The 14,494-nt window shown below is 54.5% G+C and carries 16 protein-coding genes and 1 pseudogene; 9 read left to right on the top strand and 8 right to left on the bottom strand.

Translation table 11 applies throughout. The features are described from left to right. From O7C57_RS20645 to O7C57_RS20615, 7 genes are all read right to left on the bottom strand, one after another. On the bottom strand, positions 1 to 990 hold the full coding sequence (locus O7C57_RS20645; RefSeq protein ID WP_001276635.1) for a DUF3330 domain-containing protein: 990 nt from the start codon (positions 988 to 990) through the stop codon (positions 1 to 3). Next, positions 987 to 1,223: a broad-spectrum mercury transporter MerE gene (gene merE, locus O7C57_RS20640; RefSeq protein ID WP_001087810.1), complete on the bottom strand. Its 237-nt coding sequence runs from the start codon at positions 1,221 to 1,223 to the stop codon at positions 987 to 989. The genes O7C57_RS20645 and merE overlap by 4 nt, the downstream gene beginning before the upstream one ends. Beyond that, the gene (gene merD, locus O7C57_RS20635) at positions 1,220 to 1,585 is read right to left on the bottom strand and encodes a mercury resistance co-regulator MerD (protein WP_000995361.1); all 366 of its coding nucleotides are present in this window, start codon (positions 1,583 to 1,585) and stop codon (positions 1,220 to 1,222) included. The genes merE and merD overlap by 4 nt, the downstream gene beginning before the upstream one ends. Positions 1,586 to 1,696: 111 nt before the next feature. Further along, on the bottom strand, positions 1,697 to 2,335 hold the full coding sequence (merB, locus tag O7C57_RS20630) for an organomercurial lyase MerB (RefSeq protein ID WP_000761850.1): 639 nt from the start codon (positions 2,333 to 2,335) through the stop codon (positions 1,697 to 1,699). A 14-nt stretch (positions 2,336 to 2,349) separates the two neighbouring features. After that, a complete protein-coding gene (merA, locus tag O7C57_RS20625) occupies positions 2,350 to 4,035 on the bottom strand; it encodes a mercury(II) reductase (protein WP_000149288.1) in 1,686 nt (561 codons plus the stop codon). A 71-nt stretch (positions 4,036 to 4,106) separates the two neighbouring features. Then, on the bottom strand, positions 4,107 to 4,382 hold the full coding sequence (gene merP, locus O7C57_RS20620) for a mercury resistance system periplasmic binding protein MerP (RefSeq protein ID WP_000732290.1): 276 nt from the start codon (positions 4,380 to 4,382) through the stop codon (positions 4,107 to 4,109). Between the two features lie 15 nt (positions 4,383 to 4,397). Next, positions 4,398 to 4,748, bottom strand: coding sequence for a mercuric transport protein MerT (locus tag O7C57_RS20615; protein WP_001294666.1), 351 nt, complete (start codon positions 4,746 to 4,748; stop codon positions 4,398 to 4,400). Positions 4,749 to 4,819: 71 nt separating this feature from the next. Here O7C57_RS20615 and O7C57_RS20610 point away from each other — a divergent pair, with 71 nt between their 5' ends. From O7C57_RS20610 to O7C57_RS20570, 9 genes and pseudogenes are all read left to right on the top strand, one after another. Further along, positions 4,820 to 5,254 carry a mercury resistance transcriptional regulator MerR gene (locus tag O7C57_RS20610; RefSeq protein ID WP_000414383.1) on the top strand — a complete coding sequence of 145 codons (435 nt, stop codon included), beginning with the start codon at positions 4,820 to 4,822 and terminating at the stop codon, positions 5,252 to 5,254. A 99-nt stretch (positions 5,255 to 5,353) separates the two neighbouring features. Beyond that, the gene (locus O7C57_RS20605; RefSeq protein ID WP_000427623.1) at positions 5,354 to 6,358 is read left to right on the top strand and encodes an IS110-like element IS4321 family transposase; all 1,005 of its coding nucleotides are present in this window, start codon (positions 5,354 to 5,356) and stop codon (positions 6,356 to 6,358) included. 276 nt (positions 6,359 to 6,634) lie between these two features. Next, a pseudogene (locus O7C57_RS20600) lies at positions 6,635 to 6,754 on the top strand (permease); the annotation flags it as partial. 9 nt (positions 6,755 to 6,763) lie between these two features. After that, positions 6,764 to 6,880 carry a hypothetical protein gene (locus O7C57_RS20595; RefSeq protein ID WP_000338626.1) on the top strand — a complete coding sequence of 39 codons (117 nt, stop codon included), beginning with the start codon at positions 6,764 to 6,766 and terminating at the stop codon, positions 6,878 to 6,880. Between the two features lie 120 nt (positions 6,881 to 7,000). Continuing rightward, positions 7,001 to 7,375: a hypothetical protein gene (locus tag O7C57_RS20590; RefSeq protein WP_000868820.1), complete on the top strand. Its 375-nt coding sequence runs from the start codon at positions 7,001 to 7,003 to the stop codon at positions 7,373 to 7,375. Between the two features lie 113 nt (positions 7,376 to 7,488). After that, a complete protein-coding gene (locus O7C57_RS20585; RefSeq protein ID WP_000988731.1) occupies positions 7,489 to 8,214 on the top strand; it encodes a hypothetical protein in 726 nt (241 codons plus the stop codon). A gap of 240 nt (positions 8,215 to 8,454) precedes the next feature. Further along, positions 8,455 to 12,600, top strand: a complete 4,146-nt coding sequence (locus O7C57_RS20580; protein WP_011872905.1) for an RHS repeat-associated core domain-containing protein — start codon at positions 8,455 to 8,457, stop codon at positions 12,598 to 12,600. Continuing rightward, positions 12,590 to 13,012: a hypothetical protein gene (locus O7C57_RS21775; protein WP_001165345.1), complete on the top strand. Its 423-nt coding sequence runs from the start codon at positions 12,590 to 12,592 to the stop codon at positions 13,010 to 13,012. The genes O7C57_RS20580 and O7C57_RS21775 overlap by 11 nt, the downstream gene beginning before the upstream one ends. A 170-nt stretch (positions 13,013 to 13,182) precedes the next feature. After that, positions 13,183 to 13,635 carry a hypothetical protein gene (locus tag O7C57_RS20570; protein ID WP_000791469.1) on the top strand — a complete coding sequence of 151 codons (453 nt, stop codon included), beginning with the start codon at positions 13,183 to 13,185 and terminating at the stop codon, positions 13,633 to 13,635. Positions 13,636 to 13,650: 15 nt separating this feature from the next. Here O7C57_RS20570 and O7C57_RS20565 read toward each other — a convergent pair whose 3' ends face one another. Beyond that, the gene (locus tag O7C57_RS20565) at positions 13,651 to 14,253 is read right to left on the bottom strand and encodes a hypothetical protein (RefSeq protein WP_000278322.1); all 603 of its coding nucleotides are present in this window, start codon (positions 14,251 to 14,253) and stop codon (positions 13,651 to 13,653) included. Between the last annotated feature and the right edge of the window lie 241 nt (positions 14,254 to 14,494).

The following is a 14,494-nucleotide window of genomic DNA, read 5'->3' as shown; positions in this document are numbered from 1 at the left end:
TCAGTCTGACAGTGATGAGTCGCAGGCGTTCGGATCGGCATCGGTTTCGCTCCCGGTCTTGGCGCGCGCCTGGAAGCGCTGATAGCACTCCAGCCCGCAGAAGTGCTCGACGTATTCCGCGCCTTCCGGGGTGAAGGCGGCATCGAGCGGGATTTCCTTGCAGCACACGCAGCAACTGGTGGCAGTCGGATCATTTGCATTCATGGTGGCACCCCTCCATTGACTGACGAAGACGGCGAATGCCGCCGCCGGCATCGGCTTGGCGAACAGGAAGCCTTGTCCTGTGTCGCAGTCCGCTTGTCGCAACAAATCAAGACTCGCCGATGTTTCCACGCCTTCGGCCACTACTTCCATGCCAAGCCCATGCGCAAGCTGAATCACGGTGCGCACGATGGTCTGGTCGCGGTGGTCGTTGGCGAGTCCGGCGACAAACGATTGGTCGATCTTGAGCGTGCTGATGGGGCAGCATTTCAGGTGTTGCAGGCAGGAATAGCCGGTGCCGAAGTCGTCGGCGGCGAAGCGCACACCGATCTGTCGCAAAGCTTCCAGGGCGGGGAAGATCGCCGGATCACCGAACGCAACCGATTCGGTCAGCTCAATTTCAAGATACGCGGCGGGCAACCCGGCATCGGCCAGCACGCCCTTTACCCACTTGTCGAAATCTGGCCCCACTTGGCTCGCCGAAACATTGACGGCCAGCCGGAACGGTTGCCATGCCAGCACCCGCCAGTCGCGCATTTGACGGCAGGCTGCGCCCAGCACCCATGCGCCGATTTCCGGCATCAGGCCGGACGATTCGATCACGGGCAGGAACTGGCCCGGCGGCAACAGTCCGAGCGTCGGATGACGCCAGCGCAACAGGGCTTCCGCGCCGACAATCTGCTCACTGCGCAAATCGACAATCGGCTGGTAGTGCAGCTCAAGCTGCCCGCGCTCGACCGCCTGCGCCAGTTGCGCCACTGTCCATTCAATTGGCTGGGAAGCGCTCATGATCGACCTCTGAAGGCCCGCAGCAGCCGCGTCACAGACAGGACAAACAAGCCGGTCAGCGTGAGGGCTGCAATACCCCAGTGCTCGCCGATGAACGCGCCGGCCGTCGTGCCGGCCAGCACAATGGCGAGAATCGGCAAATGACAGGGACAGGTGAGCACCGCCAGCGCACCCCACAGGTAGCCGGTGAACGGCTTGTGTGTCTCGGCCGGCATGCGCTCGGGGCTGTTCATGGCAAACTCTCCGCATGCTGTGCCGGCGCGGTCGGCATGGCGGCCAACTGCACTTCCAGATTGGCCAACGCTTCGCGCCGGCGTTCGACGAACTGACGCAGCACAGCAAGCTGCGCGGCAGTTTCATCGCAGTTCGCCGCATCCAGCGCCCGGCACAGCCGCGCCAATGCGCCGAGGCCGATGCCCGCCTCGAAGGCGGCCCGCACGAAGCACAGTCGCTGCAAGGCGGCGTCATCGAACAGGCCGTAGCCACCCGTGGTGCAGGCGACTGGCCGCAGCAATCCGCGCAGCAGGTAGTCGCGCACGATATGCACGCTCACCCCGGCATCAAGGGCCAGCCGGGACACCGTGTAGGCGTTCATCGAACACCTCCTTTTGGTCGGTTCACGGCAATGCATATACCGTTTCGCCGAGTTCAATCCGCGCGCTGCGAATCCGATGCCGGTGCCGTAGAACATTGGGTCGATATCCGATCACGGTGTCCTAGATGACATGGTCTGCAACAGATGTCGATTAAACTCCTGGCCCAAGCCGAAAGCCTCGTGGACACTGACGATCGCCAATCCTTCCAATCCTTGATGCTTGGAGGCCCAGTCTTCCGCCGTCGGGACAGATGCAAAGAAATGTACATGGCAACAGAAGGACTGACGAACGTCGGCTGCTTCCTGCGGCAATACCAAGGACACCGCCATGCCGGCAGGTTCGACAGCCTGTATCTCGCTGGGTGAAACCGTGAGTGAAACGGGTGCTCCGGTTGCAGCGCAATGCGATGAGACGCGAGCTGTACGGCCGATCAGCGCCGGAAATATCAAGGTGTCCAGCGCGCACCAGGCATACAGACGGCGGTCGTCAATTTCAAAGACATACGAAGTCTCGCGCAAGGTGAGGCCGTAGCCGATGATGTTCCCATCTTTGTCATATTCGGTACTGGTGGCCTGTTCGAGTACGGCGGCCACTCGCTCAGCGGGCCAGTCGAGAATCCCGGCAAGTGTCGTTCGTGAAACCGGACGCCCCTTGGCGAGTTCCCGCAGTAGCGGGACCAAGAGATCCGCAGTACCATTGGTACGATTGACCGAAGTGAGACGTTCTAAAATATATGGGGCGAGCTTCATGGTTCCATCTCCTTTCATCCTGCGCAGCAGGACAATTGTTTGACATCCTTGGTGAAGGTCTGCGCCGCGAGCTTCAGCCCCTCGACCATCGTCAGGTAGGGGAACAACTGGTCGGCCAGTTCCTGCACCGTCATGCGGTTGCGAATGGCGAGAACAGCCGTCTGGATCAATTCGCCGGCTTCCGGGGCGACGACCTGCACGCCGATGAGCCGTCCGCTACCTTCCTCGATGACCAGCTTGATAAAGCCGCGTGTGTCGAAGTTGGCAAGCGCACGCGGCACGTTGTCGAGCGTGAGCGTGCGACTGTCGGTTTCGATCCCGTCGTGATGCGCTTCCGCTTCGCTGTAGCCCACGGTTGCTACTTGCGGATCGGTGAACACCACGGCCGGCATCGCGGTTAGATTGATGGCAGCATCCCCTCCGGTCATGTTGATCGCGGCACGGGTGCCGGCCGCTGCCGCCACATAGACGAATTGTGGCTGGTCCGTGCAGTCGCCGGCCGCGTAAATGTGTGGCGTGCTGGTGCGCATGCCCTTGTCGATGACGATGGCACCCTGCGCATTGACGGTGACTCCCGCCGCGTCGAGTGCCAGGCTGCGCGTGTTCGGTGTCCGTCCGGTAGCGACCAGCAGCTTGTCGGCACGTACTTCACCGTGTCCCGTGGTCAGCACGAATTCGCCGTTCACATGCGCGACCTGGCTGGCTTGCGTGTGTTCCAGTACCTTGATCCCTTCGGCACGGAAGGCCGCTGTGACGGCCTCGCCGATGGACGGGTCGTCGCGGAAGAACAGCGTGTTGCGAGCTAGGATCGTGACCTGGCTGCCCAGCCGGGCGAAGGCTTGCGCCAGTTCCAGCGCGACCACCGACGAGCCGATCACGGCTAGGCGTTCGGGAATGGTGTCGCTGACCAAGGCCTCGGTCGAAGTCCAGTAGGGTGACTCTTTCAGGCCCGGAATCGGCGGCATGGCCGGACTGGCACCCGTGGCGACCAGGCAGCGGTCGAACATCACGACGCGCTCACCACCCTCGTTCAAACTAACGATAAGGCTCTGGTCGTCCTTGAAACGCGCTTCACCGTGCAGAACGGTGATGGCTGAATTGCCGTCCAGGATGCCTTCGTACTTGGCATGACGGAGTTCTTCGACACGGGCCTGCTGCTGGGCCAGCAGCCGCTCGCGCAAGATCGTCGGCGGTGTGGGTGGCATGCCGCCGTCGAATGGGCTTTCCCGGCGCAGATGGGCGATGTGGGCGGCGCGGATCATGATCTTGGACGGCACACAACCGACGTTGACGCAGGTGCCGCCGATGGTGCCGCGCTCAATCAGCGTGACCTGCGCGCCTTGCTCGACGGCCTTCAGTGCTGCCGCCATCGCGGCTCCACCGCTGCCGATCACGGCGACTTGCAACGGGCGCTCGCCGCCGCTGCCCTTGTCGGCGGCACCCATCCAGCCGCGCACCTTGTCGAACAGCCCAGTGCGGTTGTCGGTCGGCGGGGCATCGGCGAGCATCGCTTTGTAGCCCAGGCCAGCCACGGCGGCGGTCAGTGCGTCCGGCGCTGTGCCTGGATCAAGGGCGAGCTGGGCCGCGCCCTTGGCATAGGACACTATGGCAGATTGGACGCCGGGTACTTTTTCCAGCGCTTCCTTGACGTGCGCCGCGCACGAGTCGCAGGTCATGCCGGTGATTTTTAGATGGGTCATGCGACAGATCCTTTTTCGTTTGTGGTAGCAGACAAGGGCGTCAGATGTGCTGCGCTGCCGTTTTCAGTGCCTCACTTCTTGACGCTGGACGGATAGCCCGCGTCTTCGGTGGCCTTGGTCAGCTTCTGCACGCTGGTCTTGGCATCATCGAAGGTGACAACCGCTTCGCGTGTCTCGAAGGTCACGTTAACTTTGCTGACGCCTTCGACCTTGGAAATCGCCTTCTTAACGGTGATCGGACAAGCGGAGCAGGTCATGCCCGGTACGGACAGCGTGACGGTCTGGGTGGCGGCCCACACGGGGGCAACAACGGCAGCGATGGCGAGAGAGGCAAACAGTTTTTTCATGATGAACTCCTGTGATTAATAGAAAAATGGCATGACGTAGGGAAATCCGAGCGCGACCAGAACCAGCGCGGCCACGACCCAGAAAATGAGCTTGTAAGTAGCGCGCACTTGGGGAATCGCACACACATCCCCTGGTTTGCAGGCTTGCGCCGGTCGGTAGATGCGCCGCCAGGCGAAAAACAGCGCCACCAACGCCGCGCCGATGAAGATCGGGCGATAAGGTTCCAACACCGTCAAGTTGCCGATCCAAGCGCCGCTGAACCCCAGGGCGATCAGAACCAGCGGCCCCAGGCAGCAAGCCGAGGCGAGGATGGCGGCTAGCCCGCCAGTGAAGAGCGCCCCGCGCCCGTTTTGAGGTTCAGACATACGCTTGTCCTTTCAAATCTGGATTGGATAGCTTAAGCTTACTTCCGTACCAATGTACGGAGTCAAGCGATATGGAAAAAAATTTGGAGAATCTGACTATTGGCGTTTTCGCCAAGGCGGCCGGGGTCAACGTGGAAACAATCCGGTTCTATCAGCGCAAGGGCTTGTTGCCGGAGCCGGACAAGCCCTATGGCAGCATCCGCCGCTATGGCGAGGCGGATGTGACGCGGGTGCGCTTCGTGAAATCAGCCCAGCGGCTCGGATTCAGCCTCGACGAGATCGCAGAGCTGCTGAGGCTGGATGACGGCACCCACTGCGAGGAAGCCAGCAGCCTGGCCGAGCACAAGCTTCAGGACGTGCGCGAAAAAATGACCGACCTGGCGCGCATGGAAACCGTGCTATCCGAACTTGTGTTCGCCTGCCATGCGCGGCAAGGGAACGTTTCTTGCCCGCTGATTGCTTCGCTGCAAGGGGAGAAAGAGCCGCGTGGTGCCGACGCGGTGTAGCCGAGGGTAGTTACGCCTTAGCGTGCTTTATTTAATGAGATGGTCACTCCCTCCTTCCCGGTACTATGCTGAGGACAGGCTTTCATTCGGAGAACTATCATGGAAAACATTGCGCTCATTGGTATCGATCTGGGTAAAAACTCTTTCCATATTCATTGCCAGGATCGTCGCGGGAAGGCTGTTTACCGTAAAAAATTTACCCGGCCAAAGTTGATCGAATTTTTGGCGACATGCCCCGCTACAACCATCGCAATGGAAGCCTGTGGCGGTTCTCACTTTATGGCACGCAAGTTGGAAGAGTTGGGGCATTCCCCAAAGCTGATATCACCACAATTTGTCCGCCCGTTCGTTAAAAGCAATAAAAACGACTTTGTCGACGCCGAAGCTATTTGTGAAGCTGCATCGCGTCCGTCTATGCGTTTTGTGCAGCCCAGAACGGAATCTCAGCAGGCAATGCGGGCTCTGCATCGTGTCCGTGAATCCCTGGTTCAGGATAAGGTAAAAACAACCAATCAAATGCATGCTTTTCTGCTGGAATTTGGCATTAGCGTTCCCCGAGGAGCTGCCGTTATTAGCCGACTGAGTACCATTCTTGAGGATAATAGTTTGCCTCTTTACCTCAGCCAGTTATTGCTGAAATTACAACAGCATTATCACTATCTTGTTGAGCAGATTAAAGATTTGGAATCCCAGTTGAAACGAAAGTTGGACGAAGATGAGGTTGGACAGCGCTTGCTGAGCATTCCCTGCGTCGGAACACTGACAGCGAGTACTATTTCAACTGAGATTGGCGACGGGAAGCAGTACGCCAGCAGCCGTGACTTTGCGGCGGCAACAGGGCTTGTACCTCGGCAGTACAGCACGGGAGGTAGGACGACATTGCTGGGAATTAGTAAGCGAGGTAATAAAAAGATCCGAACTTTGTTGGTTCAATGTGCCAGGGTATTCATACAAAAACTGGAACACCAGTCTGGCAAATTGGCCGATTGGGTCAGGGATTTACTGTGCCGGAAAAGCAACTTTGTCGTCACTTGTGCTCTGGCAAACAAGCTGGCCAGAATAGCCTGGGCCCTAACGGCACGACAGCAAACTTATGTAGCATAACGGCAGAAATACACCGGTTTAAAGAATTACTGATCTGGTTTTGCGAATACTGATATTGATGATACTAACGGCCCACCGGCCTGTTGAGGAACCTGTAAAACGGAAAGGCTCATTGAAGCCGTATATTTTCTGGAGGTTCATCAGGCGCGGAACTCATCAAGGCGCGGGAATAAAATCCCATTCAGACGCCGGATAGATTCAAGCAAGCCAACTTGTCGTCAAAATCGGTGTTGCAAAAACGGGAGTGACCATAGATTCCGTTTTCTGAGACGACCCCTTGTAGGATTGGCTGTATCTGGGGACACTATAACCGTCAAAGAAGCCGGTTTGGTGTTGGTCATTGGGGTTATCCTGTGGATCTATGGTATAATCTTAACCAAGGTCAGCAATTCCTAAGGGGGTCAAATGGACGCTTTCACATTAGGCATGTTGGGGTTGCTCATTTTTTTCACTGTCGTCACTGGCGGCAGTCTGTATCTCTACCATGAGAAACAGAAGGAAAAAAAGCATCACAACGCCTAAAGAGTAACTGCGACAATGAACGTAAAGGCCAGCAATAGCTGGCCTTTTTTTATACTTGCAGTTTGAGGTGTTACATGTCACGATAAGGTAAGTGTGACATGTAACGGAAAAGGTGATTTTTTGAAAGTATCCAATGAAGATGCTCAGGCTACGGCGATCTATCTCCTCAGAGCTGCTTCGCGCCCAGCTTTCTGGCGTGACGTCCCATTCGATAAGAAACTTGAAGCCGTGGACAGCCTGAACAGCATAGGGCGATCACCATCAGAACTCACTGAATGGATTAATAAATACCTGACAGCAGAGCAAATCAATAAACTCGGGACATCAATTAGGCAACGTCGCAGAAGGGGATATGGTGTTGGTAAAAGCATAACTATAAGCGATAAAGCCCACAGGATTTTGAAGCGGTTGTCAGAAGTCGATGGTTGCAGTTTGTCAGAAGTGATCGAGAAACGCCTAGCCCGAGCTTATAAAAATACATGGGACCATAAATAGAGTGACACTAGGGGTTGCATTTTTAAAACCCGTGATAGCATCTAAATGAACCCAAACGAATAGGGGGGCTGGCGGCGATGCCGACCATTATCCCGACAATGGAGAAATAGACCATGATGACATTGACTACCGTCTCGAAGAAAACTTCAAATAATTCAGCCCTTGTATTCTGGCGCGTTGGTACAAAACGGAAAGGCATCCTTGATGTCCATATTGATTTTGACCACGAAGAAGCGGATCTTTTGGCTGAGCTCGTAGCCATTCGCTATCTGGCGCTGGACAAACAGGTTTTTTGCAGAGAGCCAGGTGCTGGTGCTGGTTACAAGCTGGTGGTATCCAAAGGTGCAATCAAGAAGCTGGCGCTGGGCAAATCCACCAAGGCTTTTGCTTTCAAGTTTGCGGCTTGCCTCACTGGGCGTTTAAAGGGCGCTACTATTGAAGTCTCGCAGAGCATGGAGTTTATGGATGAGCCGGGAGAGGGCAACATTGAGCTCCTCGATGTGGACAAGCAAGCCTATACCCAGACCCATGACGAAATATCTACACCTGCCATTGGCCCCGTCCTGGTTACTCAACATGCCATCGATCAGTATCAGGCCCGGATAACCTCTGGAGACCCTAAAAAACCGTGGGCCTCACTTGTTGGCCGCCTCCAGCATCCAGAGTTACAGGTTCAGCCCTTTGACGAGAAAGTGGCTCGCCATAAAGCCAGAAAGTATGGCCGCGTAGATAACGTGGAAGTCTGGGGCCATAGAGATTCCAAGTTCAAGTACCTGATGGTGATCAACGACGACAACCAAAAACGTGTTCTTGTCACAGTGTTTGAGCGAAATGAGTAACCTGCTTCTCATTTGTTCTGAATACACAACCTCTCCAAATCACGTATTCATACCCTAAAAGGGCAATAACGCAGTCGTTGATAACGACTCTCCCACCTGAAAATAGCTCCAGCATAAAAACTGGAGCTGTAAATGAGATCGAGACCTTCCCTTTTACTGATGCGAAACCTGCGGTCATTGGCCGTTGTGGTGCTCGCAACTTTGCCATGCGTTGCTTTTGCACAATGGCGGGTTGTAGCCGTGAGCACCGAAGTAGACAAAATGCGCTTCAACACCATCATAGACGCGCATTCCTTCATGAAGAATTATCGCTCTGGTGAGGAGCAAGGGAAGGGAACGCCAGTTGGGGATGCGCTTTATCCGGTTGCCAGTTATGGTGATGGCCGTTATGTCTCCAGGATCTGTTTTAAGTATCTAGGTGCTACTGGCGATTATGACCCCACTACCTGCACTGGCGACCCAGCTACGGTCTACTGGCGCTCAACCTATGTTCTGCCGGGTGAGATGGATAAAACACCGTTCCTGGACAGGGATCTCGGCTTACCAACAACGACCATGTGTGTAGGGAACCCTATCCATCTTGGCACCGGCAACAAGTTCCAGGCTGAACTGGATTATCAAAGCGGAGGCTCCGACCCTTTCACATTCACCAGATACTACAATAGCCACCTTCCTGATGAAGAGCTCGGCGGCTGGCGGCATACCTACTCGCGGAGCGTCGAGGTCAACGCCTCGAAGTACGGTGAGAACATGGTTGTCCTGCACCGGCCAGAAGGGCAACAACTCGCGTTCTACAACTCGTCCTCTGTCTGGGTGCCAACATGGAAAACCGATGATACCTTGACGAAGGATGCTACCGGCTGGCGCTACACTCAATCTGACGGGGTAGTCGAGGCCTATGATGAAACCGGACGACTGACCGGCATCGAGAAGCCCAACGGCAATCACATCACCCTGAGCTATCTGAACGGAGAGCTATCCTCGATCACTGACGGCTTTGGCCGCACCATCCAGTTCCAGTATCAAGATGGCCGCATGGTCAGTGTCACCGATCCTGCTGGTGGCAGTATTCAGTACCAGTACAACAGCGCTGGCAAGCTGGCGGAAGTGATCTACCAGGACAATACGAGCCGCAGCTATCTCTACGATGACCCGAATGCACCGGGTTTGCTCTCTGGGCTGGTGGACGAGAACGGCAACCGTTTCGCCACATGGGGATATGATACTCAGGGGAGAGCGGTTCTAAGCGAACACGCCGGGGGCGCAGAGAAAACTCAGGTAAGCTACAACGCTGACGGAAGCGTCTCTGTCACCAATGCCCTCGGCCACGTTCAGCGATACACCTACAGTCGCCACAATGGGATGCTCAAGCCTGATGTGGTTGAGGGTGCGCCGTGTACCGGCTTTGTGGGCGGCAAGGAAACCTACGTCTACGACAGCAAAGGCCTCGTCTCCAGCATTACTGACCGCGCTGGGCAGAAGCGCACGTTCACCCATAACGACCGGGGATTGGAAACCACCCAGATAGACCAGGACGGGGGTAAGGTTACGACCGACTGGCTTCCTTCCAAGTCGCTCCCGGCAAAAATCACAGAACCAACCAGGATCACTGAGCTCACCTACGACACTCATCTCCGGGTGATAAGCCGCAAGGTCACTGATCGCAGCTCGGGCGCTTCCCGGACATGGACCTACACCTATGCCCCTGTTGGTACAGGAAAGCCGAGCCTGTTGGCCTCGGTTGATGGTCCGCGCACCGACGTCAGCGATGTTACGACATTTGACTACGATGACCAGGGCAACCTGATCCGGACAACGAACGCGCTGGGGCAGGTGACGCAGTTTGGTGACTACGACGCGAACGGTCGCGCCGGGACCATTCAGGGTGTCAATGGTGTAACCCAAACCCTCACCTATGACGCCAGAGGAAGACTTGTCAGCTCCACTGGGCCAGAAGGAACCACGGTCTACAACTATGATGCTGTGGGCCTCCTGAGTTCGCTGACCAAGCCAAATGGTGCAACCGTCAGCTATGAGTACGACGCTGCACATCGGCTGGTGGCGGAAACAGATGCACAGGGCAACCGGCGCGAGCTTGAGCTCAATGACCTCGGGAACCCAGTAGAAGAGCGACTGCTCGATGCGCTGGGCCAGACCCGTTGGATAGAGCGCCGGATCTTCAACGAAATCGGCTGGCTCTCCAGTGTCTCCGACGCCTATAGCAATCAGTCATCGTTTTCCTACGATGTGGTGGCAAACCTGATACAGGAGACCAGTCCCTCTGGTAACACACACTCCTACAAGTACGACGGCTTCCATCACCGGACACAAACGACCGATCCCCTCGGGAAGGTCACGCAGGTGCTCTACAAGGATACCGGCGATGTTTACCGTGTCTCCGACCCTCGTTCGCGCCTGACCTACTACAGCTACAACGGCTTTGGCGAAGTGACCCAGGTCCGGAGCCCGGACACCGGCACCACCGACATTACCTATGACGAAGCCGGTAACGTGGCAACGCGCAAAACGGCCAAGGGGCAAACCACAAGCTACAGCTATGACGCGCTGAACCGGATCATCGAAACCTCCAGCGATGTCGCTGGCGAATCGCCAATTCTGTACGGGTACGACGAAGCAACCTCACCATACGGCATAGGCCGCTTGACCTCAGTCGATGATGGCAACGGTGTCCGGAGATTTGGCTACACCCCCGAAGGATGGCTGGCTTACGAAACCTGGGAAACCCACGGGCAGAGCCTGACTACCCAGTACCAATACGATGGTGCAGGCCTCGTCACGAAGATCACGTATCCCAGTGGCCGTGAGGTCTCCTACACCCGTGACTCAGCCGGTGACGTCATCGAGGTGACAACGACACAAGCAGGCACCACAACAAACCTGGCAAGCCAGATTGAGCGAGCGCCCTTTGGCCCCGTCACCAGTATGGTCAGAGGGAACGGCATTTCAGAAAGCCGCACTCTGGATCTCGATTACCGTGTCACCGGCATCGACGCTGCTAGGGTGCATTCGCTGGTCTATCGGTACACGCCAGACTCGTTGATTTCAGCCATAGACGACAATCTCAGCTCATCAGTCAATCAGTCACTCGGTTATGACGCGGTTGGCCGCATCACCTCTGCTGAGGGGATCTATGGCGTTTTGGGCTATGGCTATGACGCCACCGGCAACAGGACCTCGATCACGACCGATGGCCTGAGCCAAAGCTACACCATCAACTACATGAACAACTGGTTGGTGAAGGCCGGGCAAACCTCCAGAAGCTATGACGCCAATGGCAACCTGACGAAGCAGGGGGCGGATACCTTCACCTATGACAGCCAGAACCGGCTGGTGGCCGCAACGGTCGCGGGAGTGACTGTAAGCTACACATACAACCATCTGGATCAGCGTGTAACCAAGACCCTAAACGGGCATACCCGGCTGCTGGTTTACGACCTGGCAGGAAACCTCATCGAGGAGCTGGACGCGGCCACTGGAGACGTGCTGGCGGAGTACATCTGGCTCGATGGGACACCCTTGGGCTTTGTTCAGTCAGGACAGACCTACCAAGTCCACGTCGATCACCTGGGCACCCCGAAGGCACTGACCGACGTCAGCGGCCAAGTCGTTTGGAAGGCGAGCTACAGCCCGTTCGGTAAGGCCAGCATCATCATCCAGGGGCCAACCTTCAACCTGCGATTCCCAGGACAGTATTACGACGCGGAGACCGGGTTCCACTACAACTGGCGGCGTTACTACGACCCAGCGACCGGGCGGTACATTACCAGCGACCCTCTTGGCCTGATCGATGGAGTAAACACCTACGGGTATGTGCATGGAAACCCTATGTCCAATACCGACCCGACGGGTGAATTTGCGTTTGTTGGTGCAGGTATTGGAGCTGGGTTGGAGCTACTTAGCCAACTAATCGAAAATAATGGGAGTTGGAAATGTGTTAGTTGGTCAAAAGTTGGAATCGCCGGAGCGATTGGGGCTATAGGTGGCGGCTGGGCGTCAGGAGTTTTCAGACATGCCAGCTCCGGTAAATCGTGGTTCAAATTAAGCCAAAAATGGAGCAATGTCTCACCCAGAGTAAGGAAAGTTCAAGGGGTTCCACGAGGTAATGAGCTTCACCATTGGGCTATTCAGAGAAATGGCAAGTTTGGCAAATATGTTCCTGACTCAATAAAAAACCATCCTTGGAACTTGAAGTCCATTCCAAGAGATATTCACCAAAACATTCACGGCAATGGACCTACCCCATATAGCGCATTTGGTCGTTGGTGGCACGGGACGCCTGAATGGGCAAAAGTAGCTCAAGCCTCTCCTGTTAGTGGTGGTTTAGCTGATTCAATAAATGATGAGGGATGCGGTTGTGCAAATTGAATTTCCAGCGCTGCTTGTGAGCAGCAAGAAAAGGTCGCTCTTCGTAGTGGCATCAGAATCCGAGTTCGGGAAATGTACTATTCAGTCTTTGAGGAACGGTTATTTTGAGCTGATGGACATTTATGATTCGGAAGGTCGTCACTACAAAATAGACGAGGTTGCGAGCTACAAGCCGCTAAGTCCATTCTGGTACTGGCCTGTAGAAATTGTGATGTATGGTTCTCGACTGTTTAAGGCTAATTTCAATGCTGTTCTTATCTCTAATCTGGATTGCAAGGAGTTAAAATCTGAACTTTGTGATTTGGCTAAAAAGTACAGAAGTAATTTGGATTCCGGCGTCGGAATTGAAAAGATTATGGAGGAAATGGAGTCTGCCAGAACAATTAAAGAATTGATAAAGGTTTTTGGCTAGTTATTCATTGAATACGCTGGTGTTAGTCTAGCTAACCGACGCCAGCGGCCAAGTGTTTGGAAGGCGAGCCATCATAGAGTCAGTAGAGAGAGATACTTTTGGAAATCAATAGTATTATGATTGGTACAAATGAGTTGTAGCTCCATATTTTAAAGGGGGATTTCAGAGAAATGAAGAATAAGAAGGTAATAACTTTGATAATGGCCGCAGCCGCATCATGCTCGTCAGTCTACGCCGCGACATTACCGACCAGTGAGGTAGACGCATACATACTTGCGATGAACACCATGTCACCTATCACTGCAAAGTACACCATCCAGTACAAGCAAGCGGTTGAGCAGAAATGCAATACAGCCCTGAGCGTTGAGCAGCTCAACTCAAAGGCATTCACCAATGTTGTCCAGGCAATGGTGAGTAGTGAGACCGTCGATAGAATGGGGCTTGATGCTGCTGGTGGATCACTCCAGGATACCCTGTCTGTGATCGGCAAGAACGTCACATGCAGTGACCTGAACGCGCCATTTAAAGCACTCTTGGATGATAAGGACTTCACCAGAAAGCATCAGCACCTATCGAAGGTGCTGCATACTTGGAATGAAGTTGTTTCTCAAAGCAAACCCTGAGTAACAAAAAGGAGCCTAACTGGCTCCTTTTTTAATGGGGATGATGTTACGTTCGTGGACGTTATTTTCACTCGGGATATGTAACGTTGAAAAAGGCGTACCGACAAGAGAGTGGTCACATAGCTCTCCATAATAGATGAGCGACAAAATCTCTTGCTCGTTGATTTTTCCCACCTTAAAAAGGTAATTGATTATTGCTGTATCCAGTAGGTCGTGACACCCATTAAGCAGATCCACGATATTGGCCGCAGCTTCATTTTCCTCTCCGTCATCTCGACCGGCTAATACTGATTCAACCCAAGCCTCAAGGCTCGGATGTCCCTCAGCGAGCTCTATTTGACGGCACTCGTTCTCGATCAACCCTGTGATTGCTTCGTTGAGCGTTCCGCCATAAGTCGGCATGTTGAGAACAACTCCAAATCCGGGGATTTCTTTTTGGATTGGCTTCGCATCCTTGGGAGCTGATTTCAGCCACAGGAAAAACCAGATCCCAGAGCTTATGTCTTCCGGCTTGACCTGGTTGGCCGCAAGGAATTTGGAAACCTCGTTACAGATGATGCCATCTGGCGCTGCCATCTCGTAAATACCCGCCATCAGATCTTCAAGGCTCTTATACATATTATCTCTCGCACCTGTACATGATGTTTTCACTATCGTTGTTAAGCGTTTTTTCAGCAAGTATGTTCCAGCGAGACATCTTATACCATTCCATCTAAATCTGTAAAATTACCGTATTACCGTAATTATGATAATTACGGTAAATAAATTTAAGTTCTTCTTGCTGTTGTTCTACTTATTAAAATGTATCTTTGAAAAAGTAGAGTTTTTGGAATAGGATAGGTGGTGCTGAATGCCCACT

Source organism: Providencia sp. 21OH12SH02B-Prov, from assembly GCF_027362595.1.
GTDB lineage: Bacteria > Pseudomonadota > Gammaproteobacteria > Enterobacterales > Enterobacteriaceae > Providencia > Providencia zhejiangensis.
Note: the sequence above shows the minus strand (reverse complement) of the source record. Positions and strands in the feature narration are given on the sequence as shown.

Coding starts and splice junctions, on each gene's coding strand:
- O7C57_RS20645 (WP_001276635.1), bottom strand. CDS start 990: ATGAGCGCTTCCCAGCCAATTGAATGGACAGTGGCGCAACTGGCGCAG.
- merE (WP_001087810.1), bottom strand. CDS start 1,223: ATGAACAGCCCCGAGCGCATGCCGGCCGAGACACACAAGCCGTTCACC.
- merD (WP_000995361.1), bottom strand. CDS start 1,585: ATGAACGCCTACACGGTGTCCCGGCTGGCCCTTGATGCCGGGGTGAGC.
- merB (WP_000761850.1), bottom strand. CDS start 2,335: ATGAAGCTCGCCCCATATATTTTAGAACGTCTCACTTCGGTCAATCGT.
- merA (WP_000149288.1), bottom strand. CDS start 4,035: ATGACCCATCTAAAAATCACCGGCATGACCTGCGACTCGTGCGCGGCG.
- merP (WP_000732290.1), bottom strand. CDS start 4,382: ATGAAAAAACTGTTTGCCTCTCTCGCCATCGCTGCCGTTGTTGCCCCC.
- O7C57_RS20615 (WP_001294666.1), bottom strand. CDS start 4,748: ATGTCTGAACCTCAAAACGGGCGCGGGGCGCTCTTCACTGGCGGGCTA.
- O7C57_RS20610 (WP_000414383.1), top strand. CDS start 4,820: ATGGAAAAAAATTTGGAGAATCTGACTATTGGCGTTTTCGCCAAGGCG.
- O7C57_RS20605 (WP_000427623.1), top strand. CDS start 5,354: ATGGAAAACATTGCGCTCATTGGTATCGATCTGGGTAAAAACTCTTTC.
- O7C57_RS20595 (WP_000338626.1), top strand. CDS start 6,764: ATGGACGCTTTCACATTAGGCATGTTGGGGTTGCTCATTTTTTTCACT.
- O7C57_RS20585 (WP_000988731.1), top strand. CDS start 7,489: ATGATGACATTGACTACCGTCTCGAAGAAAACTTCAAATAATTCAGCC.
- O7C57_RS20570 (WP_000791469.1), top strand. CDS start 13,183: ATGAAGAATAAGAAGGTAATAACTTTGATAATGGCCGCAGCCGCATCA.
- O7C57_RS20565 (WP_000278322.1), bottom strand. CDS start 14,253: ATGTATAAGAGCCTTGAAGATCTGATGGCGGGTATTTACGAGATGGCA.